The 24908-nt window shown below is 69.5% G+C and carries 23 protein-coding genes and 1 riboswitch; of the genes, 12 read left to right on the top strand and 11 right to left on the bottom strand.

The window, feature by feature from the left end:
• The first annotated feature begins 12 nt into the window (after positions 1–12).
• Positions 13–786 (top strand): class I SAM-dependent methyltransferase, encoded by a 774-nt coding sequence (locus ACZ5J1_RS06100; protein ID WP_464563499.1) that lies wholly within the window; start codon positions 13–15, stop codon positions 784–786.
• Here ACZ5J1_RS06100 and ACZ5J1_RS06095 read toward each other — a convergent pair.
• The 4 genes from ACZ5J1_RS06095 to ACZ5J1_RS06080 form a co-directional block, all read right to left on the bottom strand.
• The gene (locus tag ACZ5J1_RS06095) at positions 770–1084 is read right to left on the bottom strand and encodes a DMT family transporter (protein WP_464563497.1); all 315 of its coding nucleotides are present in this window, start codon (positions 1082–1084) and stop codon (positions 770–772) included. The genes ACZ5J1_RS06100 and ACZ5J1_RS06095 overlap by 17 nt on opposite strands.
• A gap of 11 nt (positions 1085–1095) precedes the next feature.
• A riboswitch (guanidine-III (ykkC-III) riboswitch) is annotated at positions 1096–1162 on the bottom strand.
• 34 nt (positions 1163–1196) lie between these two features.
• Positions 1197–2267 carry a 2Fe-2S iron-sulfur cluster-binding protein gene (locus ACZ5J1_RS06090; protein ID WP_464563495.1) on the bottom strand — a complete coding sequence of 357 codons (1071 nt, stop codon included), beginning with the start codon at positions 2265–2267 and terminating at the stop codon, positions 1197–1199.
• Positions 2260–2559 carry a hypothetical protein gene (locus ACZ5J1_RS06085; protein ID WP_464563493.1) on the bottom strand — a complete coding sequence of 100 codons (300 nt, stop codon included), beginning with the start codon at positions 2557–2559 and terminating at the stop codon, positions 2260–2262. The genes ACZ5J1_RS06090 and ACZ5J1_RS06085 overlap by 8 nt, the downstream gene beginning before the upstream one ends.
• A 15-nt stretch (positions 2560–2574) precedes the next feature.
• A complete protein-coding gene (locus tag ACZ5J1_RS06080; protein WP_464563491.1) occupies positions 2575–3723 on the bottom strand; it encodes a Rieske 2Fe-2S domain-containing protein in 1149 nt (382 codons plus the stop codon).
• 48 nt (positions 3724–3771) lie between these two features.
• Between ACZ5J1_RS06080 and ACZ5J1_RS06075 the strand changes: the two genes are divergently transcribed.
• The 9 genes from ACZ5J1_RS06075 (at position 3772) to ACZ5J1_RS06035 (ending at position 14418) form a co-directional block, all read left to right on the top strand.
• A complete protein-coding gene (locus ACZ5J1_RS06075; protein WP_464563489.1) occupies positions 3772–4950 on the top strand; it encodes an acyl-CoA dehydrogenase family protein in 1179 nt (392 codons plus the stop codon).
• A 14-nt stretch (positions 4951–4964) separates the two neighbouring features.
• Positions 4965–6077, top strand: a complete 1113-nt coding sequence (locus ACZ5J1_RS06070; RefSeq protein ID WP_464563487.1) for an acyl-CoA dehydrogenase family protein — start codon at positions 4965–4967, stop codon at positions 6075–6077.
• Positions 6074–7177, top strand: a complete 1104-nt coding sequence (locus tag ACZ5J1_RS06065) for an NAD(P)-dependent alcohol dehydrogenase (RefSeq protein WP_464563486.1) — start codon at positions 6074–6076, stop codon at positions 7175–7177. Before ACZ5J1_RS06070 ends, ACZ5J1_RS06065 begins: the two co-directional genes overlap by 4 nt.
• 85 nt (positions 7178–7262) lie before the next feature.
• Positions 7263–8765, top strand: coding sequence for an ABC transporter substrate-binding protein (locus ACZ5J1_RS06060; protein WP_464563484.1), 1503 nt, complete (start codon positions 7263–7265; stop codon positions 8763–8765).
• Positions 8762–10735, top strand: coding sequence for an ABC transporter permease (locus ACZ5J1_RS06055; RefSeq protein ID WP_464563482.1), 1974 nt, complete (start codon positions 8762–8764; stop codon positions 10733–10735). The genes ACZ5J1_RS06060 and ACZ5J1_RS06055 overlap by 4 nt, the downstream gene beginning before the upstream one ends.
• Positions 10732–11457, top strand: coding sequence for an ABC transporter ATP-binding protein (locus tag ACZ5J1_RS06050; RefSeq protein WP_464563480.1), 726 nt, complete (start codon positions 10732–10734; stop codon positions 11455–11457). The genes ACZ5J1_RS06055 and ACZ5J1_RS06050 overlap by 4 nt, the downstream gene beginning before the upstream one ends.
• The gene (locus ACZ5J1_RS06045; protein ID WP_464563479.1) at positions 11457–12161 is read left to right on the top strand and encodes an ABC transporter ATP-binding protein; all 705 of its coding nucleotides are present in this window, start codon (positions 11457–11459) and stop codon (positions 12159–12161) included. Before ACZ5J1_RS06050 ends, ACZ5J1_RS06045 begins: the two co-directional genes overlap by 1 nt.
• Positions 12158–13765, top strand: a complete 1608-nt coding sequence (locus ACZ5J1_RS06040) for a choice-of-anchor P family protein (protein ID WP_464563478.1) — start codon at positions 12158–12160, stop codon at positions 13763–13765. Before ACZ5J1_RS06045 ends, ACZ5J1_RS06040 begins: the two co-directional genes overlap by 4 nt.
• A gap of 47 nt (positions 13766–13812) precedes the next feature.
• Positions 13813–14418, top strand: coding sequence for a hypothetical protein (locus ACZ5J1_RS06035; protein ID WP_464563476.1), 606 nt, complete (start codon positions 13813–13815; stop codon positions 14416–14418).
• A 55-nt stretch (positions 14419–14473) separates the two neighbouring features.
• On the opposite strand, the gene ACZ5J1_RS06030 is transcribed toward ACZ5J1_RS06035, so the two are convergent.
• Positions 14474–15574 (bottom strand): NAD(P)H-dependent flavin oxidoreductase, encoded by a 1101-nt coding sequence (locus ACZ5J1_RS06030; RefSeq protein ID WP_464563474.1) that lies wholly within the window; start codon positions 15572–15574, stop codon positions 14474–14476.
• Entirely contained in the window at positions 15574–17220 is a 1647-nt protein-coding gene (locus ACZ5J1_RS06025; protein ID WP_464563472.1) for an acyl-CoA synthetase, read from the bottom strand. Before ACZ5J1_RS06025 ends, ACZ5J1_RS06030 begins: the two co-directional genes overlap by 1 nt.
• A 47-nt stretch (positions 17221–17267) precedes the next feature.
• Between ACZ5J1_RS06025 and ACZ5J1_RS06020 the strand changes: the two genes are divergently transcribed.
• A complete protein-coding gene (locus tag ACZ5J1_RS06020; protein ID WP_464563470.1) occupies positions 17268–18095 on the top strand; it encodes a crotonase/enoyl-CoA hydratase family protein in 828 nt (275 codons plus the stop codon).
• A 49-nt stretch (positions 18096–18144) separates the two neighbouring features.
• Here ACZ5J1_RS06020 and ACZ5J1_RS06015 read toward each other — a convergent pair whose 3' ends face one another.
• From ACZ5J1_RS06015 to ACZ5J1_RS05995, 5 genes are all read right to left on the bottom strand, one after another.
• The gene (locus ACZ5J1_RS06015) at positions 18145–19200 is read right to left on the bottom strand and encodes a hypothetical protein (RefSeq protein ID WP_464563468.1); all 1056 of its coding nucleotides are present in this window, start codon (positions 19198–19200) and stop codon (positions 18145–18147) included.
• 90 nt (positions 19201–19290) lie between these two features.
• Positions 19291–20847, bottom strand: coding sequence for a fatty-acid--CoA ligase FadD8 (gene fadD8 / locus ACZ5J1_RS06010; RefSeq protein WP_464563467.1), 1557 nt, complete (start codon positions 20845–20847; stop codon positions 19291–19293).
• Positions 20847–21629 (bottom strand): PaaI family thioesterase, encoded by a 783-nt coding sequence (locus ACZ5J1_RS06005; protein ID WP_464563465.1) that lies wholly within the window; start codon positions 21627–21629, stop codon positions 20847–20849. The genes fadD8 and ACZ5J1_RS06005 overlap by 1 nt, the downstream gene beginning before the upstream one ends.
• Positions 21626–22846 carry an NADH:flavin oxidoreductase gene (locus tag ACZ5J1_RS06000; protein ID WP_464563463.1) on the bottom strand — a complete coding sequence of 407 codons (1221 nt, stop codon included), beginning with the start codon at positions 22844–22846 and terminating at the stop codon, positions 21626–21628. Before ACZ5J1_RS06000 ends, ACZ5J1_RS06005 begins: the two co-directional genes overlap by 4 nt.
• Positions 22843–23886 (bottom strand): LLM class F420-dependent oxidoreductase, encoded by a 1044-nt coding sequence (locus ACZ5J1_RS05995; RefSeq protein WP_464563461.1) that lies wholly within the window; start codon positions 23884–23886, stop codon positions 22843–22845. The genes ACZ5J1_RS06000 and ACZ5J1_RS05995 overlap by 4 nt, the downstream gene beginning before the upstream one ends.
• Before the next feature lie 59 nt (positions 23887–23945).
• Between ACZ5J1_RS05995 and ACZ5J1_RS05990 the strand changes: the two genes are divergently transcribed.
• The gene (locus tag ACZ5J1_RS05990; RefSeq protein ID WP_464563459.1) at positions 23946–24899 is read left to right on the top strand and encodes a Zn-ribbon domain-containing OB-fold protein; all 954 of its coding nucleotides are present in this window, start codon (positions 23946–23948) and stop codon (positions 24897–24899) included.
• Positions 24900–24908: the final 9 nt, after the last annotated feature.

Genomic DNA, 24908 nt, shown 5'->3' with positions numbered 1-24908 from the left:
CACCGTGAAGAGATGTCATTCGAGGTCTCCGGAGGTCTCTACGACCGGTTCATGGGTCGGTACACGGCCCAGCTCGCTCCCCTGCTCGCCACCGCCGCGGGGATCGCTCCCGGCATGCGGGTGGTCGACGTCGGGTGCGGGCCAGGTGGCCTGACTGCTGTCCTTGCGCAGCGGGTCGGATCGGCCGAGCTGGTGGCCGGGATCGACCCGAGCCCACCGTTCGTCGCAGCGTGCCGCGCAGCCCTCCCGGCCGCCGACGTCCGGCAGGGGTTCGCCGAGCAGCTGCCCTGGCCGGACGCCCACTTCGACGCCGCGCTGTCCTCGCTCGTGATCGGCTTCATGGACGACCCGCAGCGGGGCATGGCCGAGATGGTCCGCGTGACCGTCCCCGGCGGGACGATCGCGGCCTGCTTCTGGGACGTGCCCCGGCACGGGATGCTGGACCTGGCCGCCCGAGGGATCCGGTCGGTGCGTCCGGACGTCGAGCCGCACCCGCCGATCGTCGGGACCGCCCGGGCAGACATCCCGAACCTGATGCGCGCCGCCGGCCTGGACGTCGAGGCGTCCGGGGAGCTCGACGTCGTCGTCGACTACGCCGACGCGGACGACTTCTGGGAGCCGGTGAGCGTGGCGCCCGGGCCGATCGGGGAGGGTCTCGCCGCCCTCAGCGCCGACGAGCGGCGCCGGGTCGAGGAGTTCGTCCGCGCCGAGCTGCCCACGGGCGGGCCGTTCAGCCGTTCGGCCGTGGCGTGGTTCGCCGTCGGCCGACTCAGTGCGCCAGCTTGAGCCCGATCACGCAACCGATCAGGCCGGTGATGAGCAGGATCCGGACGAGGTTGACCGGCTCGCTCCCGCTGACCATGCCGAAACCGACGGTCAGCGCAGCACCGATCCCGACCCAGACGGCGTACGCCGTGCCGACCGGCAGGGTGCGCAGGGCATAGGCGAGGCCGCCCATGCTGAGGGCGAGTGCACCGGCGAACAGCACGGTGGGGCCGAGGCGGGAGAATCCCTCGGAACGACCGAGCGCGACGGCCCAGACGGCCTCGAGCGCTCCCGAGAGGACGAGGACGAACCAGCTCATGACGGACTCCTAGAAGGCCGTCTTGTCGCGCTCCGGGTACGGCTCCCTCGTCCGGTGAACCCGAGAATGAGTTCGCCCCCACGATCTCACCAGGGATCGCGGGGGCCAACTTCTAGTGGTACGTCGCCTTGACCGAGTCGCTGGTCGGGAGCGCCTGGCAGGCCAGCCGCAGGCCGTCGGCGAGGTCCTCCTCGTCGAGGACGTCGTTCTTCAGCATCTTGACGTCGCCGCTGAGCAGGCGGAAGGCGCAGGCACTGCACTCCCCCTCCTCGCACGAGTACGGCGCCTTGACGCCCTTGGACTCCAGGTGCCGGAGCATCGTGGTGTCGGCGGGCCAGTCGTCGAAGGTGTAGGTGGTGCCGTCCAGCTCGACCTCGAGCGCCGTCGGGCCCTGGGCCGGCCCCGGGACGGAGTCCGGCTCGGCCTCGGCCACGACGTGGTCCAACGCCTCGGCGACCGGTTCACCGAACGGGTTGCCGCCGAGGGAGACGAACTTCTCCTGGTGGCGACGTGCCCGCGGGAACTCCAGCTCCTTGAGCGCGTCCACGGTGGCCTTCATGAACGGGGCCGGACCGCAGACGAACGCGTCGAAGTCGAGGTACTGCGCGGCGAACGCCTTGAGCTGCGCCTGCGAGGGCAGGCCCTGCACGGACTCGAGCCAGTGCACCACCAGAAGCCGCTCGGGGTGCTCGGACGCCAGGGCGGTCCACTCGTCGGCGAAGATCACCGACGTCTCGTCGCGGTTGGCGTAGAAGACGACGACCCGACCGGTGCCGACCGCGAGCGCGTTGCGGGCGATCGAGATGATCGGGGTGACCCCCGAGCCGCCGCCGAAGAGCAGCAGGTCGGCGTCCAACGACGCCGGCGTGAAGATGCCGGCGGGCGGCAGGACCTGGAGCGAGTCACCGACCTTGAGCTCGGAGGTGAGCCAGCCCGAGGCGAAGCCGTCGACCGTCCGCTTGACCGTGACCGCGAGCGGGCCCGGCTCGTGCGGGCTCGACGACAGCGAGTAGCACCGAGCCGCGATACCGGTCTGGTCGCTGGGGATCCCGACGGTCAGGAACTGACCGGGGCGGTAGCCGAAGTCGGCTGCGTGCTCACCCGGATCCAGGACGATCGTGCGGGCGTCCACGGTCTCCTCGACGATGTCGAGGACGGTCAGCCGGTAGGACTGCTCAGTCAACACCTAATCCGATCGGGAGGGAGCCGTCGGCGACGGCTGCATTGATGGTTGCGGTCATTCTCGGGCAGGCCGCCTGGATGGACCGTCGGGGACCCTCGGGCACCCGCCGGGTGAGGTCGGGGCAGGCCTCCCGAGCCTCGGTCGTCCACTGCACCGAGGTCATGTGCTCGCTGTTCTTGCGGACACCGACCCGCGCCAGGCAGTCCAGGCAGGCGACCTCGGTCAGCCCGCTGGCGACGTACCGCTGCTGGTCGGCGAGTGTCTCAGCGCTCGTCGGCGCGAAGGAGGCCATGAGGGGTCACCGATCTCAGTGGCCGGAGATCTCGCCGGCCGCCGCCATCGCCTTGAGGTTCTCGGCGACCTCGGCCTGCCAGTACTCGTTGGCCTTGGTGGTGTCGACCTCGAACTCGAAGCGAGCGCCCATGTCCGGCTCCACGTCGGCGACGTCGACGTAGAACTGCTCGTACCAGCGACGCAGCTGGTAGACCGGCCCGTCCTCCTCGCACAGCAGCGGGTTCTGGACCGGCACCTTGTTCTGCCAGATGTGGACGTCCTGGAGGAACCCGGAGCCGAACATCTCGGAGTACTTCGAGGCGATGATCTCGATCGTGTCGTCGTCGAGGCCCTCGGGCTTCTTGACCGCCAGCCCGTACATCAGCGTGAACGAGTCGTTGCCGGTCGGGATGTGGCAGTTGACCAGGATGACCTCGGTGATGAAGCCCTTGTAGTCGACCTCGAGCCAGTTGATCATGTAGCTCGGGCCGTAGTACGTCGCCTCGGACTTGAGGATCAGGTCGGCCGAGCCGTAGCCGCCGGAGACGTCGGGGCGTCCCTTCGACTCCATGAACTGGGTCGCCTGGGTGCCCTCGAAGACGTTGCGGAACGACGTCGGGAACGCGCCGTGCACGTAGTAGAAGTGCGCCATGTCGACCACGTTGTCGACCAGCTCACGACAGTGCGAGCCCTCGATCGGGACGACGTGCCAGCGCCAGTCGGAGTAGAGCCCGTCGGCGATGCCGTCCAGCTCGGGCGGCAGGATGTCGTGATCGGCGGCCGAGCCCTCGGGGTCGTGCCAGATCATCAGCTGCCCGTTGCGCTCAGCGGTCTCGTAGCGCTGCGTGCGGGCACGCAGCGGGACACGCCGGGCGTACGGGATCTGCTTGCACTTGCCGTCGCCACCCCAGCGCCAGTCGTGGAAGGGGCAGCCGACCTCGTCACCCTTGACCGCGCCCTGGGTGAGGTCACCGCCCATGTGGCGGCAGTACCCGTCGAGCACGTTGAGCTTGCCCTGGGTGTCGGCCCAGACGACCAGCTTGGTGCCGAAACCCTGGACGGCGTGCGGCCTGCCGTCGCGGAAGGTCTCGGACAGGCCGAGGCAGTGCCATCCGCGGGCGAAGCGCACGGGCTGAGACCCGTGGTCGAGGCTGCGGGCCGGCGAAACTGAGACGTCGCTCATCGGATCTCCATCATGGACGGGAGGTAGAACTTGTTCTAGTTTTATCACATGCAGATCGCGTTGACACCTGCCCAGGAGAAACTCAAGGCAGAGTTGCAGGACTACTTCGCCCACCTTGTCACCCCCGAGATTCGCGCGGGATTGGCTTCCGCCACCGGCGAGTTCGGAGAGCGAGGTGTCTATCGCGATGTCATTCGCCAGATCGGGTCCGACGGCTGGCTCGGAATCGGCTGGCCGACCGAGTACGGCGGCCAGAACCGTTCCATGGTCGAGCAGCTGATCTTCACCGATGTCGCTGCCGTCGCCGGCGTGCCGATCCCCTATCTGACGCTCAACACCATTGGTCCAACGATCATGCGGTACGGGAGTGACGAGCAGAAGGAGTTCTTCCTGCCGAAGATCCTCTCCGGCGAGCTGCACTTCTCGATCGGCTACTCCGAGCCGGCCTCGGGCACCGACCTGGCCTCGCTCAAGACCCGCGCGACGCTCGACGAGGGCACCGGCGAGTGGGTGATCAACGGCCAGAAGATGTGGACCTCCCTGATCCAGTACGCCGACTGGATCTGGCTGGCCTGCCGCACCGAGCCCGACCAGCCGCGACACAAGGGCCTGTCGATGATCCTCGTCCCGGCGAACGCGGAGGGCTTCTCCTACACCCCCGTGCACACGGTGGCCGGGGTCGGCACGTCGGCGACGTACTACTCCGACATCCGGGTCCCCTACGAGAACCTGGTCGGCGAGCGCGGCGGCGGCTGGAAGCTGATGACCACCCAGCTCAACCGGGAGCGGGTCGCGCTGACCTCCTCGGCCGCGACCGTGCACTCGCTCCACCTGGTCCGCGAGTGGGCCACCGAGACCAAGCGCCCCGACGGCTCCCGCGTGATCGACGCCGAGTGGGTGCAGATCCTGCTCGGTCGCGCCCACGCCCGGGTCGAGGCCTCCACGCTGCTCAACTACAAGCTCGCCACCGAGATCGACACGATGTCGCCCGCCGACGCCTCGGCGACGAAGGTCTACGGCTCCGAGCTCAACACCGAGATCTACCGCACCCTGATGGAGATCGTCGGGCCGAACGCCCTCGGTGGCGGTCCCGCTGCCGTCCTGCACGGACGCCTGGAGCGCTACGCCCGCTCCTCGCTCGTGATGACGTTCGGCGGCGGCACCAACGAGATCCAGCGCGACATCATCGGCTACGTCGGCCTCGGCCTGCCCGCCGCGAAGCGCTGAGAAGGAGAGAGACCATGGACTTCAGCTTCAGCACCGAGGCCGACGAGGCCGCCACCCTGACCGCCGAGATCGTCACGGCGAAGGTCACGCCCGAACGCATCCGCGAGCTCGGCTCCCCCGCCACCGGCCGTTTCGACCGGGAGCTGTGGACGACGCTCGGCGAGGCCGGCCTGCTCGGCCTCAACCTGCCCGCCTCCCAGGGCGGCGCCGACCTCTCCCTGATCGAGACCGCCCGAGTGGTGGTCGAGCTCGGCCGCCTGGTCGCACCGCTGCCGGCGCCCACCCACATCGCCGCCGCAACCGTGCTCGCCGAGAGCGGGGATGCCTTCGCCGACCTGGTCACCGCCGCTGCCGACGGCGCGACGGTGCTCACCGTCGCGATCGCCGAGGAGCACGACGTCGACCCCACCTACCCCGAGACCTCGGCCACGCGAGCGGACGATGACTGGGTGCTCCAGGGTGCCAAGGTCCAGGTCCGGGCCGGACTGACGGCCGACGCCTTCCTGGTCACGGCCAGCACCGACACCGGCACCGCGGTCTTCCTGGTCCGGTCCGACGAGGCCGGCCTCAGCGTGACGGGTCAGCCGATCATGGACGGGGACGTCCTCGGCCTGCTCGACCTCGCCGGCGTCCGGATCCCGGGCGACCGCCTCGTCGGTACCGCCGACGGCGTGACCGCCGCGCGGCTGAGCCAGGTCGCCACCGCTCTGATCTGCGCCGAGCAGCTCGGCGTCTGCGAAGGCGCCCTGGCTCTCACGGCGACGTACGCGAAGGAGCGGGAGCAGTTCGACCGCCCGATCGCGACCTTCCAGGCCGTCTCCCAGCGGCTGGCCGACGGCTTCATCGACACCCTCGGGGCACGACTGACCCTGTGGCAGGCCGTCTGGCGGTTGAGCGAGGGACTGCCCGCGGCGGTCGAGGTCGCCACCGCCAAGCTCTGGGCCGCCGACGCGGGCCACCGACTGGCGCACACCACGGTCCACATCCACGGCGGCGTCGGGATCGACCTCGACGGGGTCGCGCACCGCTACTTCACGGGTGCCAAGCGGCTCGAGTTCACCGCCGGCGGCGCCACCGACCAGGCCCGCCGCATCGGTGCGGCCATCGCGAGCGGAGCGGTCCAGTGACCCAGCCGACCAGCACCCGCGCCGCGGTGGTCTCCTCCCCCGGCGGCCCGTTCACCCTGCAGGACATCCAGGTCGACGCCCCGCGCGCCGACGAGGTGCTGATCAGGATGGTCGCCACAGGGATCTGCCACACCGACCTGACGATCCGCTCCTTCCTGCCGGCCGAGATGTTCCCGAGCGTCTTCGGCCACGAGGGTGCGGGCGTCGTCGAGGCCGTCGGCGACGACGTCAACGGCATCGAGGTCGGCGACCACGTCGTGCTCAGCTACCGCTCCTGCCGGACCTGTGCCGCCTGCAAGGACGGCCGGGTGGCCTACTGCGAGAACACACTGATGCTCAACTACATGGGCATGCGCCTCGACGGCAGCACGTCACTGTCGGCCGACGGCTCGCCCGTGTTCGGCAACTTCTTCGGTCAGTCCAGCCTGGCCGGCTACGCGCTGGCGTACGCCGACAACTGCGTGGTGGTGGACAAGTCCCTGGACCTCGCTCGGATCGCGCCGTTCGGCTGCGGCTTCCAGACCGGCGCCGGGACCGTGCTCAACCTGATCCAGCCGGGTCCGGAGACGGCGCTCGCGGTCTTCGGCGTCGGTGCCGTCGGCCTGGCCGCCCTGGCGGCGGCGCAGAACAGCGGGGCCGGCACCCTGATCGCCGTCGACCCGAAGCCGGAGCGGCGCGAGCTCGCGGCCCGGTACGGCGCCATCGGGATCGACCCGATCAACGAGGACCCGGTCGCTCGGATCAAGGAGCTCACCGGCGGCGCCGGGGCGACCCACGCGATCGACACCACCGCGATCAGCGACGTGGTCCTGAACGCGCAGCGCTCGCTGCGCACCCAGGGCGAGCTGATCGCGTTGGGCCTGGGCGCGGCGGAGTACACGATCGACGCGATCGACCTGCTGCAGTCGGGCAAGACGATCCGGTCCTCGCTCGAGGGCGACTCGGACCCGAAGGTGATGGTCCCGGAGCTCCTGGCCCTCGCAGCCGCCGGGAAGTTCGACGTCGACCACCTGATCCAGACCTACTCCGTGGACCAGCTCGACGAGGCGTTCGAGGCGGCTCAGACAGGAACTGTGGTCAAACCCGTAATCCTCTGGTGATTTCGTCGTTGTCTTCTATGTGATCGCTGTCACTCATACGCTACGCTCCTCAAAACTGATACGTGTTCTAGTTTTGGAGAGTGGGATGACCCACGTCATGGGGACCAAGGCTGGCCGTCGAGGCCTCGCCGCAATGTCAATCGCCGCCGTACTGCTGCTCACAGGCTGTGGCTCCGCGCTCGATCCGAACACCGTCGCCGACGCGAACGGGAACCAGATCGGCGCCGGGACCGGGGACGGTTCGGGCGATGGCACCGGGGACGGCTCCGGCGTTCCGGGCGCGGGGACGGGTGACGGAACCGGGACCGGCACGGGAACGGGCACCGGGACCGGCACAGGTACCGGAACCGGCACGGGAACGGGCACCGGCACAGGTACCGGAACCGGTACGGGTACGGGAACGGGCACCGGGACCGGTACCGGTTCGGGCGTCAAGGGCGTCAAGGCCGGCTCCTGCGACGGGTTCAAGAACGGTCCCGGGATCACCGCGTCGACGATCACGATCAGCAACGCGAGCGACCTCTCGGGCCCGGTCCCCGGCCTCTTCCAGGCCGCGCAGGACGCGGTCCGCGCCTACATCCAGTACTTCAACTCCACCGACAACATCTGTGGCCGCAAGCTGGCTCTGGCCGGTTACGACAGCCGCACCGATGCCGGTGCGGACCAGCAGGCCTACGCCAACGCGTGCACCAGCTCCTTCGCGGCGGTCGGCTCGTTCAGCGCCTTCGACTCCGGGGGCGCCGCCACCGCCGAGAAGTGCGGCATCCCGGACATCCGAGCCACGATCATCACCGGCGCTCGGGCCAACTGCTCGAACTGCTTCGGCACCCAGGCGATCAACCCCAAGATCTTCCACAACGCGGTCTCGAACTACATCAAGTCCAAGGCTCCGGCCGGGGTGAAGAACGCGGCGATGCTCTACCTCAACGCCGGCGCCGCGGCCGAGAACGCGATCGCGCAGAAGAACGCCAACACCCGTGCCGGCATCACCTACACGGTCTTCCAGCCGATCGACGTCACCGAGTTCAACTACGCGCCCTACGTGCAGAACCTGCAGCGCAAGGGGGTCAAGGTCGTCCAGTTCCTCGGCGCCTACCAGCAGGCCGCCCGTCTCGCCGCGGCGATGAACCAGCAGGGCTACAAGCCGGACATCTACATCACCGACCTGTCGTCCTACGACCCGAAGTACGTCGAGGCGGCCGGCGCCGGTGGCGACGGGACCCGGCTGTTCACCTCGTTCGTCCCGTTCGAGGAGTCGGCGAGCAGCCCGGCCGAGAAGCTCTACCTGAAGTGGCTGAACCAGGTGAAGCCTGGCGCGACGCCCGACTTCTCCGGCATCTACGGCTGGTCCGCGGCCGAGCTCTTCGTCCAGCAGGCCAAGAAGCTCGGCGGGAACCTGACCCGAGCGAACCTGATCGCTGCGGTCAGGAAGGTGAACGGGTGGACGGGCAACGGCCTGCACTCGCCCATGCCCGTCGGGTCCAAGGGCACCGGCGACTGCTACCGCTGGCTGAAGCTCAGCGGCGGCAAGTGGGTTCCCGACGGTCCGACGAAGTACTCCTGCAGCGGATTGACCTCGGCGAAATGACCGCCTTCCTCGCCTTCACGATCGCCGGCATCATCACCGGAGCGGCGTACTCGATCGCCGCGTCGGGCCTGGTGCTCACCTACGCGACGACGCGCATCTTCAACATCGCGCACGGCGCGATGGGGATGGTGATGACGTTCGTCTACTGGGACTTCGCCTACCGCCAGGGGATTCCGACCTGGTTGTCCCTGGCTCTGGTGCTGCTCGTCGTCGCCCCCGCGATGGGCTGGTTCGTGCAGCGCTTCCTGATGCGTGGACTGGGTGAGGCACCCGTCCGGATCTCCCTGGTGGTCTCGGTCGGTCTCTTCGTCGGTCTGATCGGACTGGCACAGCAGGTCTGGCCCCCGGCGGCGCGGATCATCCAGCCGTTCTTCCCGAGCGTCTCGATCAAGCTCTTCGGCGTCGTCGTGACGGGCCACGACATGCTGATCGTCACGGTCGCCGCCCTGACGGCCGTGCTGCTCTACCTGCTGCTCGACCGCACCCGGATCGGCACCGCGATGCGGGCCTCGGTGGACAACGCCAGCCTGCTCGAGCTCTTCGGCGGGCGTCCCGAGGCGGTCGCGGCCCTGTCCTGGGCGATCGGCTCCTCCCTCGCCGCCCTGGCGGGGATCCTGATCGCTCCGACCATCGGCTCGCTCGACTACTACCAGCTGACGATGCTCGTGATCAACGCGTACGCCGCCGCCATGCTCGGCCGCCTGATCAACCTGCCGATGACCTTCGTCGGCGCGATGGCACTCGGCGTCATGCAGGCCTACGCCGTCGCCTACCTGCCGACGATCGGGTTCCTCTCGGGCCTGCGTGCCTGCGTCCCCGCGGCGTTCCTCCTGATCATCATCATCGCGCTGCCGACCGAACAGCTCCGGATCGGCCAGGTGAAGGGTCAGGTCTCGGTCAAGGTCCCGAAGCTCGGACGATCGCTGTGGGTCGGTGCCGCCGCCTGGGTGGCCACCCTGCTGGTCGTCGTCACGCTCTCCCCCGGCAACCTGTTGCTGGCCGGCGCGATGGCGACGTACGCGATCGTGATGCTCTCGATGGTGCTGCTCACCGGGTACGGCGGCTACCTCTCGCTCTCCCAGTACACGTTCGCGGGTGTCGGCGCCGTCGCCTACATCAAGCTGGACCAGCCGAACCTCGTCGGCCTCCTCGTCGCTGCCGTCCTCGCCGGGATCGTCGGGGCCCTGGTGGCGCTTCCGACGCTGCGCCTGACCGGCCTCTACCTGGCGCTGAGCACGCTCGCCTTCGCCGTGGTGATGGACAAGCTGGTCTTCCAGGCGCCGTTCGCGTTCGGCACGGCCGGCTTCCTGGACGCGCCCCGACTGACGGTGCTCGGGTCCGAGATCAGCAGCAACGTCGTCTACGTCATGCTGATGATCGGCTTCTTCCTGCTGGCGGGGATCCTCCTGCTCGCCGGTCGCCGTGGCCCCCTGGGTCGACTGCTGATCGCGATGCGCGACAGCCCGGCGGCGTGCAGCACGCTCGGCGCGGACCAGCGTTGGTTCCGGGTCGGCATCTTCGGCGCCTCGGCCGGCATCGCCGGCTTCGCCGGTGCCCTGCTCGCGGGGCTGCGCGGCAGTGTCTCGGCGGCGGAGTTCAACGTGCTGGCCAGCCTGCCCCTCCTCCTGGTCGCCGTCGTCTGCGGCGTCACCAGCGTCACCGGGGCCGCGCTCGGCGGCATCGTGCTCGCCGAGATGGGCGTCTTCGCCTCGAGCAACCCGAACCTCGCCGGCATGGTCTTCCTGGTGATCGGCTTCGGTGCGGTCGCCCTGGGTCGCAACCCCAACGGTCTGGCCAACTTCGGCTTCATCGGCGGCTCGTGGCTCTGGGGTCGGTTCGGAAGCAGGATCCCGCGACCGTTCGGGCGTGCCTACCAGGACGCGCACGAGGCTCCCGGCACTCCCCTCCCGGCCGCGGCGGACCAGGTGTCCGGCCAGGCACCGACCCACCCTGAGGCGGTGAACGTATGAGCATCCTGGACGTCGACCACGTCGTGGTCCGCTTCGGCGGCGTCACGGCGGTCAACGACTCGACCTACTCGATCGCCGAGTCGCAGATCACCGGCCTGATCGGGCCCAACGGTGCGGGCAAGACCACGTCGTTCAACGTGATCACCGGCTTGCAGAAGCCGACCCAGGGCACGGTCTGGTTCCGCGGGGAGGACATCTCGAAGCTGCCGGTGCACAAGCGGTCGCAGCTGGGCATCGCCCGCACCTTCCAACGCCTGGAGGCCTTCGGGTCTCTCACCGTGGCGGAGAACGTCAAGGTCGCCCGCGACATCCACGCCGGCTGGCGGGGCGTGTTCCGCTCCGCCGATGCCGACGTCCTCCCCGTGCTCGAGCGGGTCGGGATCGCCGGTTACGCCCAGGACCGCGCCGACTCGGTGCCGACCGGCGTGGCGCGGCTCCTGGAGCTGTCCCGGTGCCTGGTCCAGGACCCGAAGCTGCTGCTCCTGGACGAGCCCTCCTCCGGCTTGGACGAGTCCGAGACCGAGGACTTCGGCAAGCTCCTGCTGGAGCTGGCCGGTGAGGGTCGCGCCATCCTGATGGTGGAGCACGACATGGACCTGGTGATGTCGGTCTGCGACGAGATCCACGTCCTCGACTTCGGCAGCATCATCGCCACCGGCACCCCCGCCGAGATCCGGGAGAACCCCGAGGTCCAGGCGGCCTACCTTGGAGCGAGCGTCTGATGGTCCCGATCCTCGAACTCACCGACATCCACGCGGCCTACGGCCGGATCGAGGTCCTCCGTGGCGTCGACCTGACGGTCCCCCGCGGCGCCGTGATGGCGCTGCTCGGCCCCAACGGTGCGGGCAAGTCGACCCTGATCAAGGTGATCAGCGGCCAGATGAAGGCCACGGCCGGCGACGTGCACCTCGGCGGTGTCCACCTCACCAACCCGAAGCCCTCCGAGCTGGCCCGCCTCGGGCTGTGCACCGTGCCCGAGGGTCGCAGTGTCTTCCCGAACCTCACGGTCGAGGAGAACCTCGTCCTGATGTCGTACGCCGGGGTCTCGGCCGAGCTGGTCAAGGACACGGCCTTCACCTACTTCCCGCGGTTGGAGCAGCGTCGCAGCCAGCTCGCCGGGACCATGTCCGGCGGTGAGCAGCAGATGCTGGCGATGGCCCGCGCACTCGCCTCCGACCCGGCCCTGCTGCTGCTCGACGAGCTGTCGATGGGCCTGGCCCCGTTGATCGTCGAGGAGCTCTACGAGACCGTCGCCCAGATCGCGGCCACCGGCGTGGCGATCCTCTGCGTCGAGCAGTTCGCTCGGACCGCACTGGCCGTCTCCGACCACGCCGCCGTCATGGTCGGCGGTCGCATCGTTGCCACGGGTGAACCCGATGAGATCGGCCGGACCATGGCCGACGTCGTTCTAGGAGGTGCCGCATGAGGCGCTCGACAGCAGTCCTCGCCACGACCGCCGTCCTCGGCGTGTGCGTGCCCCTCGCCGCCTCGCCGACGGCCCACGCCGAGGACGCGGCCACGACCAGCGCGCCGGCGTACGGCGGCTATCAGGCCGACGCCGAGGCCACCCCGGTCCGGATCGAGATCTACGAGCCGACCATCCCGATCCCGGTCAACCCCGGTGAGCCCGAGCTCGAGCTCGACCTCTCCTACACCCGGGTGCACAGCCAGGTCGGCACCCAGCAGAGCCTCGGCAGCTGGATGTGGCCCGGCGACTCGGTCGGTCAGGGACTGGCGACGTTCGGCGGCCAGCTCGGCCTGCCGCCGGAGCTGCTCGCGGGCGGCTACCCCGTCCAGGTCAACGCCCAGTTCCCCGGGGACGTGACCGATCAGCGCCAGGAGCCGCTGCCCGGCCTCGTGATGCGGGCGCAGGCGAGCGAGAAGGAGATCCGCGCCCAGGCCGGCTTCGCCACCGACGGTGACGTCAGCGAGGGCGAGGCTCCCGCCGGGACCGCGACCCCGCCGTCGGCCACCGACCAGCTCAAGAACCTCCCGCTGCTGGGCCAGGTGCTCGGTGGCTCCTCGAAGAGCACCGCCGCCGACCCGACGGTGCCGGGCATCCCCACGCAGTTCACCGGCCTGATCAAGCTGGGCGGCGCGAGCTCGACCAGTCGGGTCACGCTCGGCGACAAGGAGGTCACCACGGTGGCCCGCAGCGCGCTCGGCGAGGTCTCGCTGCTCGGTGGCGTGATCAAGCTCGACGGTCTCACCGCCACCGCGCGGAACACCTCGAACGGCACCTCCTCGACCAGCAGCGCCTCCACCGACGTCGGTGCCGTCTACCTGATGGGCCAGAAGCTGGCCTTCAACGAGGAGGGCTTCGTCGCGGCCGGCCAGAAGTTCGCGATCCCCGGCCTGCCCGCCCAGGCCACCGACCTGCTCAAGACGCTCGGCATCACGTTGAAGCTCGTCGACGCCACCCACAGCACCAAGGGCTCCACGGCCACCGCGGAGTCCAAGGGCCTCGTGCTCGGGGTCGACGTGGGCGCGCTCAAGAAGCTGCTCCAGCTCGACCCGCTGATCGCCGCGATCCGGAACCTGACGGGCATGTTCCCCGAACAGCTCCAGCAGCTCGGCTCGCTGATCGACACCGCCACCCACCTGTCCCCGAAGATCGTGGTCCGGCTCGGCAACGCCTCGGCGTCGACCCAGACGGTGCCGCAGATGGACTTCGGTTCGGGCGGGACGCCGACCACGGCCGGCTCCGACACCTCGACCGGCACCCCGTCGGCGGTCTCCGGCCCGCCGGCCGGTGGCACGGGCGTGACCACCCTGCCGACGAGCACCGGCGGCGACCTGCCGACGTCGCCCGGCCTGACCACGGGCGGGTTGGGGCCCAACACGAAGGTCTCGGCCACGCCCGGCCTTCCCCCGTTGAACAGCGTCCCCGGCCTGATCTTCTGGGGTGGCCTGGCGGCTGCTGCGCTCGCGGGAGTCTGGCTGCGCCGGATCGGCCTGATCGCCCTGGGTGGCGGCGCCACCTGTGCCCACGGCTGCGAGAGCGGCCTCCCCGACCTTCGTGCTCTCTGAGCACATCCAGCGCGTGCTCTCTGAGCACCTTCGACTAGGAGAATCCAGTGACCACCACCCCCCTCGGTGACCCGAACCCGCTGACCCAGGAGATCCCGCCGCTGCCGCCGGTGGCTCCGCCGGCGCCGGCGCCGGAGAAGCTCACCCTGCTCCCCCGCGCCCGCACCGCCGGGAGCCGGGACGGCGCGGCACCGCTGAAGGACAACGGCTACAAGACCCTCCAGCTGGTGCTCTTCTGGGCCGGCGCGATCCTGCTTCCCACCGGCCTGGTCGTGATCCTGCTCGGTTGGTACGGCGCCGCCCACACGCCCTACCAGTACGACCAGCTCTCCTACCTGGTCTCCGGTGGCCTCCTCGGCCTCGGCCTGACCTTCTGCGGCGGGTTCCTGTACTTCGGCGCCTGGTTGGCCCGGATGACGACCGACCAGCAGATCGCCTCGCGTCGGCTCAGCGACACCCTGCTGCAGCTGGCCGAGGTCACCTCCCGCGCCGCGGCCCAGGCCGAGCCGGAGCGCCAGCTGATCGTGGTGGCCGGTGCCGGCACCACGATGCACCGCCGGGACTGCCCTCTCGTCGCGCACCGTGACGACCTGACCGCCGTCGGTGACGAGGCCGCCGCCCGGCTGGCTCCCTGCCGGATCTGCAACCCCTGACACCACCGAAGAGGGGCCCCACGCCACTGGCGTGGGGCCCCTCTTCGGTGCTGGTTCAGCCCAGCGAGTTGAGCCGCTTGACGGTGGCCTCGTACTCGGCGATCAGCTCGCGCATGACCTGCTCGACCGGCTTGACCTCGTTCATCCGGCCGACGATCTGACCGACCGGCATCGACACCACGTCGGGGTCGCCGGCGGCGTTGATCCGGTTGTGCGCGTCGGAGACGAGCAGGTTCTGCAGCGGCATCGGCAGAGCTGCGGGAGCACCTTCCTCGGCCCAGGCGTCGGACCACTTGGACTTGAGCAGGCGCGCCGGCTTGCCGGTGTAGATCTTCGCCCGGACCGTGTCCGAGGACGTCGCGCGGGTGAAGGCCGTGACCCAGCCGGCGTGCGAGTTGAGGGTCTGGTACTCCTCGGTGGACAGCCACAGCGAGCCCGTCCATGCGCCCTGGGCGCCGAGCGCGAGCGCGGCGGCCAGCTGACGACCGGAGCCGATACCGCCGGCGGCGAGGACCGGGACACCCGGTCCGACCGCGTCGACGATGTCGGGCACGAGCACCATGGTGGCGACCTCACCGGTGTGGCCACCGGCCTCGTAGCCCTGGGCGACGATGATGTCGACACCGTTGGAGACGTGCGAGGCGGCGTGCTTGGCAGCACCCGCGAGAGCGGCCACCTTCACCCCGGCGGCGTGCGCCTGCTCGATCACGTCGGCCGGCGGCGTCCCCAACGCGTTCGCGATCAGCACCGGGCGGTGCTGCAGGGCGACGTCGACGTGCGAGCGCGCCATCGAGTGCAGCCAGCCGAGGACACCCTCGCGGCCCTCACCCTCGGGAAGCGGCGGGATCCCCAGCTTGAGCAGGGTCTCGTCGACGAACTTCTTGTGCTCCTCGGGGATGTACGACGACAGGTCGGTCGAGGTGCCCTCGGTCGGGACGGTCATCGGCATCACGACGTCGACGCCGTACGGCTTGCCGTCGGTGTTGTCGTCGAGCCAGGTCAGGGTCTCGTCGAGCTCGGCGGAGTCGTTGAACCGGACGGCGCCGAGGACACCCAGGCCGCCCATCCGCGACACGGCCGCGGCGACGTGCTGGGAGGGGGTGAACGCGAAGATCGGGTATTCGATCCCGAACAGTTCGCAGATGTCGGTGCGCATCAGACGGGTGCTCCTGTCGTGGTGATCGCAGCCAGGGCGAGCTCCTTGGCGGCGGGGTACTGGGCCTTTCCGGTGGCGTTGCGCGGCACCTCGTCGACGACGGCGAGGAAACGGGGCAACTTGTAGCCGGACAGGTGGGTGCGCAGGAAGGTGCGCAGCTCGTCGAGCTCGACGGTCGTGCCCTCGCGGGGCTGGACGACGGCGGCGACGGTCTGGCCGTACTTCTCGTCGGGCAGCCCGACCACGAGCGCGTCGTAGACGTCGGGGTGGAACTTGATCGCGGCCTCGACCTCTTCGGGGTAGACCTTCTCGCCACCGGTGTTGATGCAGTTCGAACCGCGGCCGAGCAGCGTCAGGCGCCCCTCACCCTCGATCCGAGCCATGTCGCCGGGGATCGAGTAACGGACCCCGTCGATCTCGAGGAACGTCTTGGCCGACTTCGCCGGGTCCTTGTAGTAGCCGACCGGGACGTGGCCCTTGCGGGCGGTGCGACCGACCTGGCCGATGTTGGCCGGGTCGTTCAGGTCGATCGGGTGGTTGTCGTCACCGATCACCGCAGTGTCGGGTCCGGCCGTGATCACCGGGCCGTCGGTCGAGAGCGCGCTGGCGTCCTGCAGGCCGGTGCCCTGGAAGCCGGTCTCGGTCGAACCGACGGAGTCGGTGAAGACGGCGTTCGGGAAGGCGGCCATCCAACGGGCCTTGACCGGCTTGGAGAAGATCGCGGCGCTCGAGGCGATCGCGAACAGGGTCGAGCCGTCGAAGCCGTGCTCGTCGTAGGCGTCGATCAGCGGGAGGGCCATCGCGTCGCCGGTCATGAACAGCATCTGGACGCCGTACTTGTCGATCAGCTCCCAGGTCCGGACCGGGTCGAACTTGGGCTCGAGGATCGTGACCTGGCCGGCGAAGAGGTGCATCAGGAGGCTGGCCTGCGCGCCGCCGTGCATCAGCGGGCTGAGCGGCAGGGTGATGAGCTTGTCGTCGTGCGCCTTCTTGGACTGGTCGTACTCCTCCAGCGGGACACCCGTCATGAAGTCGATACCGCCGCCGAGCACGCGCCAGAAGTCCTCGTGGCGCCACATGACGCCCTTCGGGAAGCCCGTGGTGCCGCCGGTGTAGATGATGTGGATGTCATCGGCGCTGCGCGGGCCGAAGTCGCGAGCGTCGGACTGCCCCGCGACGGCGTCGGCGAGCAGCACGCCGCCGTACGACTTGATCGTGGCGAGCTCGGCCTCGCCGACCTCGTCGATCTCGTTCGGGACAGCGACGATGGTCCGGAGGCGGTCGAACTTCGGCGCCACCTCGCTCACCAGGTCGCCGTAGATCTCGTCGTGCACCAGGCCGACGAGCTCGGCGTTGTCGAAGATGTACTCCAGCTCTCCGGCGACGTAGCGGTAGTTGATGTTGATCGCCGTCGCGCGCACCTTGAAGATCGCCATCAGGGCGATCACGTGCTCGGCTGAGTTCTTGGAGTAGAGACCGACGTGGTCTCCCACACCGATGCCTTGAGCGGCGAAGTAGTGGGCCAACTTGTTGGCCTCGGCCTCCAGCTCGGCGAAGGTCACCGTGTGGTCCCCCACCTGGACGGCGGCATTGTCAGGAGCCGCGTCGACGGCGTGCTCGAAGAGATCGGCAATGTTCAGGGCCATGACCGCGAGACTAGAACACGTTTCAGTTTTTCGCTACCGTCTTGGGTATGTCCACCACTGATGTTGCTCAGCCCGAGGCCACGCCGGACCACGTTCCCCACGCCCTCGTCGAGGTCGACGGTCACAAGCTGATCGTCACCATGAACCGCCCCGAGTCCCGCAACGCCCTGTCGGGCGAGATGCTCTCGATCATGGAGTCCGCCTGGGACCGGGCCAACAGCGATCCCGAGATCCGGGTCGTCATCCTCACCGGGGCCGGCGGCTACTTCTGCGCGGGCGCCGACCTGAAGTCGATGAACAAGCGGCCGCCGTCGGAGAGCTTCGAGTCCGGCGAGTACGACCCGACCGTGATCAAGGGCCTGCTCAAGGGCTTCCGGCTGACCAAGCCGCTGATCGCGGCGGTCGAGGGTCCGGCCATCGCCGGTGGCACCGAGATCCTCCAGGGCACCGACATCCGGGTCGCCGGCGAGTCCGCGAAGTTCGGTGTCGCCGAGGCGCGCTGGTCGCTCTACCCGATGGGTGGCTCCGCGGTCCGGCTCCCCCGCCAGATCCCCTACACGGTGGCGGCTGAGCTGCTGCTGACCGGTCGCACCCTGCTCGCCCCGGAGGCGAAGGAGCTCGGCCTGATCGGCCACGTCGTTCCCGACGGCGAGGCACTCACCAAGGCGCACGAGATCGCCGACATGATCGCGGCCAACGGCCCGATCGCCGTCCAGGCCATCCTCAAGACGATGCGCGACTCCGAGGGCAAGCACGAGAACGACGCCTGGGCCGACGACGCCAAGGTCGGCGCCGCAGTGTTCAAGAGCAACGACGCCAAGGAGGGCCCCCGCGCCTTCGCGGAGAAGCGGAAGCCGAACTTCACCGCTTCCTGACCCGCCGAGGTGGCCCGTCCCGGAGCTCCGGGCGGGCCACCTCGAGGTGCTACTTGACCTTCCCGAAGCGGATCGACTTCACCTTCGGCTTGTAGCCGGCGCGACTGAAGGTGACCTTGGCGATCAGCGTGTGCCCCTTCGCGCTGGCCGGCAGCTTGTAGGCCTTCCCCGTCTTGACGACCTTGCCGTCGAGCAGCCACTGGTAGCTGACCTTGAGGCGGTACTTCGCGGCCGAGGGCTTGGCACCGGCGATCGAGACCTTCTTGCCGTGCTTGGCGGTGCCGTGCTTCTTGCCGTAGGACTTGATCCACGACTTCGGGATCGTCGCCAGGCGCGGGGTGCAGGTCGCGGGGTTGCCGACCTGCCCGATGTATCCCCGACCGGACCACGCGATGTACCCCGGCAGGGTGGCCGACATCCGCACGAAGAGGTGCTTGGCGACCAACGAGCCACCCGGGGTGTAGCTCGCCCGGGTCGCGCCCGCGATGGTGTGGACCGTCGTGCTGCTGCCGATCACGCTGCTGTCGGCCCACAACCACTGGTAGCTCAGGTGGGCGCTCGACGGACTGAACGGCGTCGGCTTCGCGGTCGTGGTGTGCCCGGCGCACGGCAGGTAGCCGACCGACCCGGTGGTGCTCTGGGTGAACCGCGCCTGGGCGTTGGTCACGGGCGGCTCCAGCGTCGGGCTGAAGGTCAGGTTGGCGGAGCCGACAGTCAGCTTGGTGGCCTCGGCGAAGCTGGTCGTCACCGTGTACTTCGATCCGTCGAGCTTGAGGTACGCCGGATCGTCGGCGAAGTCGTAGCCGGGCTGGTCCGACAGGTAGTAGACGACGACCGCGTAGGTCCCCGTCGACGCCGACATCGAGTAGCTGCCGAGACTGTCGGTGAAGTCGCTGGCGGCCGGATCCGAGGAGCTGTTGACGCAGTCCGCTGCGCACAGCAACACCTGGAGGTCGTCGGCCGCGACGACCGGTGAGCCCAGCTTGACCGTGCCGCTCACCGTCACCGTCGCCGCCTCGGCCGGTGCGACCGCGACCGCGGTCATCGCCAGAACGGCCGAGGCGGTCAGGGCCGCTGTCGTCGTACGCCGGAAGTTGATCCCCACAGGTGTGTCTCCGTTCCCGAGGACCGAGCCCGATGCCCGGTTCTTTACGTTGAGAACGAGACCACACCTGCGGGGTTATCGACCACCTTTTCAGGAGAACTGGGCGCGCAACGCCTTCTTGTCGGGCTTCCCGAGCGCGGTCATGGGGATGGCGTCGGCAGCGACGATCCGCTTGGGGACCTGGACCGAGCCCTTCTTGTCCTTGACCAGCGCCTGCAGGTCCTCGACCAGCGCGTCGCTCAGGTCCGCACCGTCACGGAGCACGACGACGGCGGTGACGGTCTCGCCCCAGTGCTCGTCCGGGGTGCCGATCACGCTGACCTGGCCGACCGCGGCATGGGTCGCGATCACGTCCTCGACCTCGCGGGGGAAGACGTTGAAGCCGCCCGTCACGATCATGTCCTTGGTCCGGTCGACGATGTACCAGAAGCCGTCGGCGTCGGCCTTGGCCACGTCACCCGTGCGCAGCCAGCCGTCGCGGAACGTCTCCGCGGTGACCTCGGGCAGGTTCCAGTAGCCGCCTGCCAGCAGGGGGCCGGCGACACAGATCTCACCGGGCTCGCCGACGCCGACCTCGTTGCCCTCGGGGTCGAGCAGGGCAGCACGGATGAACGCCGACGGCCGCCCGCAGGAGGTCAGCCGCTCGGGCGTGTGGTCGGCCTTGCCGAGGTAGGAGATCACCATCGGGGACTCCGACTGGCCGTAGTACTGGGCGAAGATCGGGCCGAACCGGTCGATCGCCTCGGCCAGTCGAACCGGGTTGATCGACGCGGCGCCGTAGTACACGGTCTCGAGCGACGACAGGTCGCGGGTGCGTGAATCGGGGTGGTCCAGCAACGCGTAGAGCATCGTCGGCACGACCATGAGCGAGTTGATCCGCTCCCCCTCGATGATCCGGAGCACGTCGGCCGGGTCGAACTTCGACTGCACGAAGAGCGTGCCGCCCTTGAGCACGACGGGCACGAAGAACGCGGCGCCGGCGTGCGAGAGCGGGGTGCACATCAGGAAGCGCGGCTCGGTCGGCCACTCCCACTCGGCGAGCTGGATCTGCGCCATCGTCGCCATCGTCTGCGCCGTGCCGATGACGCCCTTCGGCTTGCCGGTGGTGCCGCCGGTGTAGGCGATCGACACCACGTGGTCGGGGGCCAGCAGGCGGGCCTCGACCGGGGCCGGGGTGAACGTCGCGGCGAGCTCGATCAGGTCGGTTCCGACGGCCTCGAGTCCGGCCGGGACCGGACCGATGGTGAGGACCTGCTTGAGGCCGGGGCACCGCTCCAGCAGGTCGATCGCACGAGCCGCGAACACCGGGTCGACGATCAGCGCGGTGATGCCGGCGTCGTTGATCACGTAGGCGTGGTCGTCGAGGGACCCCATCGGGTGCAGGGCGCTGCGCTGGAAGCCCTGGGTCTGACCGGCGCCGAGGATGAAGAGCACCTCGGGACGGTTGGGCGCGAGCAGCGCCGAGGCCGATCCGGTGCCGACACCGTGCGCCTCGAACGCCTGGATGTACTGGCTGATCCGATCGGCGACCTGGCCGCCGGTCAGGGTGACGTCCCCGAGGTGGATGACGGGACGGTCGCGGTGACGCTTGAGGGCGGCGGCCATCAGGTGGCCGTTGTGGGTGCCCCAGCGCAGGGTGTCGTTCATCAGTTGGCTCCAGTCTCGTCGGTCTCAGCGCGGGCCCGGTAGGCATCGCGCGGAATGAAGGGGTTGGGACGGGGTTCGGGCAACGCGTCGCCGCCGACCTCGGCAGCCTGCTTGGCGGCCTCGATCTGCTCGCGCGCCCAGCGCGGAAGGATCATGATCGCCTCGGCCTCGACACAGACCTCGCGGTCCTCGCCCTCGCCGATCACCGACCAGGCCCGCACCAGCGTCTTGACCCCGACGCTCGGCTCCGCCTTCGCCTCGAACCGGATCGGACCCAACGGGGTCGGCCGGAGGTAGCGCAGGCTGAGCTTGCCGGTCATCCCGGGCGCACCGACCGCGGAGGCGGCCTCCCCGACCATCTGGTCGAGCAGCAGCGAGCTGACCCCGCCGTGCACCATCCCCGGGGGGCCCTCGAAACGGGCACCCAGCACGGTCTCGGCCCAGACCAGGCCGTCGGGCTCCTTGACCGTCACCAGCGGCGGCGACATGGCGTTGCGCAGCCCGACGACCGGGTTGCCCCAGGCACGCCCTCGGCCCTGGCTGATCCTGACGCCGAAGGCGCCGGGCAGCTGCTTGACCCGCAGCCGCTCGGTGAGCACCTCGATCTCCTTGCGGACCGACTCCATCTCCTCGGGGTCGACCTCGGAGCGGATCACCGCATCGATCAGCTCGCGCACGCTCTCAGCAAGGGGCCCGACCACGGCGGCCTGCCGGGCGACCTCCTCCGGGCTGGCGTCGTCACGGGTGTAGCCGGTCTTCATCGACGCGTAGGGATCACTCATCGGGCTACCTCCGGGCGGATCGGGATCGGGACGCCGTACACGTGGTCGGGATCGAGGTGGCAGTGCGTGCCCGGGTAGATCGTCGACATGCACACGTTGCAGTGGATGCAGGCCGAGCGCGTCCCGCGATCGGCGGCGATCCGGTTGACCAGGTCGGGCTCGCGCAGCAGGGCGCGCCCCATGGCGACGAACTCGAACCCTTCGTCCATCGCCGTCTCCATCGCCGGCAGGTCGGTGATCCCGCCGAGCAGGATGAGCGGCAGGTCGACGGCGGCGCGGAACTGGCGCGCGTACTCGAGGAAGTACAGCGGCTCCCACGGGTAGGCCTTGAAGAAGCCCTTCCCGACCGCCTTCATCCCGACCCGGATCACGCCGGGCAGCGGCATCCGCTCGGCCATCTCGGCCACCGGGGCGTCACCCCGGAAGAGGTACATCGGGTTCATCAGGCTCGACCCGCCGGTCAGCTCGATCGCGTCGAGGTGCCCGTCGCGCTCGAGGGTCTGGGCGAACGGGATCGAGTCGACCAGGTCGAACCCGCCTTTGTAGCCGTCGCGCATGTTGAGCTTGGCGGTGACAGCGATCCGGCCCTGCGCCGCCTCGTGCACGGCGGCCAGGATCCGCCGCGGGAAGTCGGCCCGGTTCACCAGCGATCCACCGAACTCGTCGCGGCGCTTGTTCAGCTTGGGGCTGAGGAACGCGCTGGCGAGGTAGTTGTGCCCGAGGTGCACCTCGACGGCATCGAAGCCGACCTCGATCGCCATCCGGGTCGCGGCACCGTGCGCGGCGACGACCCGGTCGATGTCGTCGTGCGTCGCGGCTCGGTTGAACTTGAGCGAGAGCGGGTTGAAGCTCCGGCTCGGCGCGAGTGACGGCACCCCGTTGGAGGCGGCGTTGGCCACCGGACCGGCGTGGCCGATCTGGGCGCTGACCTTGGCCCCTGCCCCGTGCATGGCGTCGGTCAGCTTCCGTAGTCCCGGGAGCGCGTCGGAGCGCCACCAGATCTGGTCGGCGTGGGTGCGCCCGTCGGGAGCGACGGCGAGGTAGGCGACCGTGGTCATCCCGACCCCGCCCTCGGCCACGGCGAGGTGGTAGTCGATCAGCCGGTCGCTGGCCAGCGCCTCGGGGCAGGCGCCTTCGAACGTGGCGGCCTTGATCACCCGGTTGCGCAGGGTGATCGGACCCAGCTGCGCGGGCGCGAGCGGATCGGGAGCTGTCACGCGAGGACCTCGGCGACCCGGCGGATCTCGTCGGCCGAGCGGAAGCTGAGCAGCAGCGTGGTCACGCCGGTCTCCTCCCACTGGGCGACCTTCTCCTTGACCTCACCGATCGTGCCGACGATGTGCATGTCGTCGACGAGCTCGGTGGGGATCAGGCCGACCGCCTCGTCCTTGCGGCCGCCGAGGTAGAGCTCCTGCACCTTGTCGGCCAGGGCGCCGTGGCCCATCCGGGTGAAGACCTCCTTGTGGAAGTTCGCGTCCTTGGCCCCCATCCCACCCATGTAGAGCGCGACGTAGTGCTTCATCGTGTCGAGCACCTGCTGCTTCTGCTCGGCGTTCTCGACGATCTGGAGGTGACAGGTCGCGGCGATCTCGAAGTCGGCGCGGGTGCGTCGGGCGCCCGGGCGGGCGAAGCCCTCGTCCAGCCACGGCTGGTACATCGCCGCACTGTTGGGGGTGTAGAAGATCGGGATCCACCCGTCGGCGATCTCGGCGGTCTGGGCCACGTTCTTGGGACCCTCGGCGCCCAGCCAGATCGGCAGGTCCGCTCGCAGCGGGTGCACGATCGGCTTGAGCGGCTTGCCGAGACCGACCGAGCCGGGGCCGTTGAACGGCAGCGGGTAGTGCGGACCGTCGTTGGTCACCTTGTCCTCGCGGGCGAGGACCTTGCGCACGATCTCGACGACCTCGCGGGTGCGGGCCAGCGGCTTGCCGAACGGCTGGCCGTACCACCCCTCGACCACCTGCGGTCCGCTGACGCCCATGCCGAGGATCGCCCGACCACCGGTGAGGTGGTCCAGGGTCAGCGCGTGCATCGCGATCGAGGTGGGCGCACGGCCCGACATCTGGACGATGGAGGTGCCGAGCCGGACCCGAGAGGTCTGGCTGCCCCACCAGGCCAGCGGGGTGAACGCGTCACTCCCCCACGCCTCGGCGGTGAAGATCGCGTCGAAGCCCGATTCCTCAGCGGCGGCCACGAGCTCGCCGACTCCGGTGGGCGGCTGCGCGCCCCAGTAACCCAGCTGTAGACCCAGTTTCACGCGAGCTCCTTTGCCACGAATGCTTGCTGGCAATACTAGAACGTGTTTCACTTTCTGTCATGGCCCGAACCTTGTCGGCACCTGTCACGGTTGCCTTCGACTACACCCGATCGGTCGGCCCCGTGCTCGGCCACTTCCTCACCGGACTCCGCGACGGCTACTTCACCGGCGCTCGTCTGGCCGATGGCCGCGTCGCCGTCCCGCCGCCGGAGTTCGACCCCGGCACGCACGCCGCGGTGACCGACTTCGTCGACCTGCCCGACACCGGCGTGGTCACGTCGTGGACCTGGGTGAGCGAGCCGGTCGACGGCCAGCCCTTCAGCCGCCCCTTCGCGTTCGCGCTGATCCAGCTCGACGGCGCCGACACCTCGCTGCTGCACGCCGTCGACGTCGCCTCGGCCGCCGAGATGAGCACCGGCATGCGGGTGCGCGCCCGTTGGAACGACGAGCGCACCGGCTCGGTCACCGACCTGGTCTTCGAGCCCAGCGACGGCAACGACCTGCCCGCGGTCAGGCTCTCCAGCGACGAGGAGCCGGTCACCCGGATCGTCACGCCGACCAGCCTGGACTACAACTACGCCGCCTCCCCCGAGGAGTCCGCCTTCTTCCGGGGCCTCGCCGAGGGCCGGATCGTCGGCCAGCGCTGCCCCACCTGCGAGAAGGTCTACGTGCCGCCGCGGCCGGCCTGCCCCGTCGACGGCGTCCCCACGGTCGAGGAGGTCGAGCTCGGCCAGACCGGCACGGTGACCACGTTCTGCATCGTCAACGTGCCGTTCCTCGGCCAGAAGCTGACGCCGCCGTACGTCTCGGCCTACATCCTGCTCGACGGCGCCGACATCGCCCTCCAGCACCTGATCCTCGGCCTGCCCGCCGACGAGGTCCGGATGGGTCTGCGGGTCAAGGCGGTCTGGAAGCCCGAGGACGAGTGGGGCACCACGATCGAGAACATCGACCACTTCGCGCCGGCCGACGAGCCGGACGCGGACTTCGACACCTACAAGCACCACCTCTGAGAAAGGGGA

Source organism: Nocardioides sp. JCM 18999 (assembly GCF_055391175.1).
The sequence above is the reverse complement of the archived record's forward strand: the minus strand, read 5'-3'. Positions and strand labels throughout refer to the sequence as shown.

Excerpts from the sequence above, each read along its gene's own strand:
- ACZ5J1_RS06040 (WP_464563478.1), top strand. The coding sequence starts at position 12,158 with ATGAGGCGCTCGACAGCAGTCCTCGCCACGACCGCCGTCCTCGGCGTG.
- ACZ5J1_RS06005 (WP_464563465.1), bottom strand. The coding sequence starts at position 21,629 with ATGAGTGATCCCTACGCGTCGATGAAGACCGGCTACACCCGTGACGAC.
- ACZ5J1_RS06030 (WP_464563474.1), bottom strand. The coding sequence starts at position 15,574 with ATGCGCACCGACATCTGCGAACTGTTCGGGATCGAATACCCGATCTTC.
- ACZ5J1_RS06055 (WP_464563482.1), top strand. The coding sequence starts at position 8,762 with ATGACCGCCTTCCTCGCCTTCACGATCGCCGGCATCATCACCGGAGCG.
- ACZ5J1_RS05990 (WP_464563459.1), top strand. The coding sequence starts at position 23,946 with ATGGCCCGAACCTTGTCGGCACCTGTCACGGTTGCCTTCGACTACACC.
- ACZ5J1_RS06070 (WP_464563487.1), top strand. The coding sequence starts at position 4,965 with ATGGACTTCAGCTTCAGCACCGAGGCCGACGAGGCCGCCACCCTGACC.
- ACZ5J1_RS06075 (WP_464563489.1), top strand. The coding sequence starts at position 3,772 with ATGCAGATCGCGTTGACACCTGCCCAGGAGAAACTCAAGGCAGAGTTG.
- ACZ5J1_RS06060 (WP_464563484.1), top strand. The coding sequence starts at position 7,263 with ATGACCCACGTCATGGGGACCAAGGCTGGCCGTCGAGGCCTCGCCGCA.
- ACZ5J1_RS06025 (WP_464563472.1), bottom strand. The coding sequence starts at position 17,220 with ATGGCCCTGAACATTGCCGATCTCTTCGAGCACGCCGTCGACGCGGCT.
- ACZ5J1_RS06095 (WP_464563497.1), bottom strand. The coding sequence starts at position 1,084 with ATGAGCTGGTTCGTCCTCGTCCTCTCGGGAGCGCTCGAGGCCGTCTGG.
- ACZ5J1_RS06085 (WP_464563493.1), bottom strand. The coding sequence starts at position 2,559 with ATGGCCTCCTTCGCGCCGACGAGCGCTGAGACACTCGCCGACCAGCAG.
- ACZ5J1_RS06020 (WP_464563470.1), top strand. The coding sequence starts at position 17,268 with ATGTCCACCACTGATGTTGCTCAGCCCGAGGCCACGCCGGACCACGTT.
- ACZ5J1_RS06100 (WP_464563499.1), top strand. The coding sequence starts at position 13 with ATGTCATTCGAGGTCTCCGGAGGTCTCTACGACCGGTTCATGGGTCGG.
- ACZ5J1_RS06045 (WP_464563479.1), top strand. The coding sequence starts at position 11,457 with ATGGTCCCGATCCTCGAACTCACCGACATCCACGCGGCCTACGGCCGG.
- ACZ5J1_RS06080 (WP_464563491.1), bottom strand. The coding sequence starts at position 3,723 with ATGAGCGACGTCTCAGTTTCGCCGGCCCGCAGCCTCGACCACGGGTCT.
- fadD8 (WP_464563467.1), bottom strand. The coding sequence starts at position 20,847 with ATGAACGACACCCTGCGCTGGGGCACCCACAACGGCCACCTGATGGCC.
- ACZ5J1_RS06050 (WP_464563480.1), top strand. The coding sequence starts at position 10,732 with ATGAGCATCCTGGACGTCGACCACGTCGTGGTCCGCTTCGGCGGCGTC.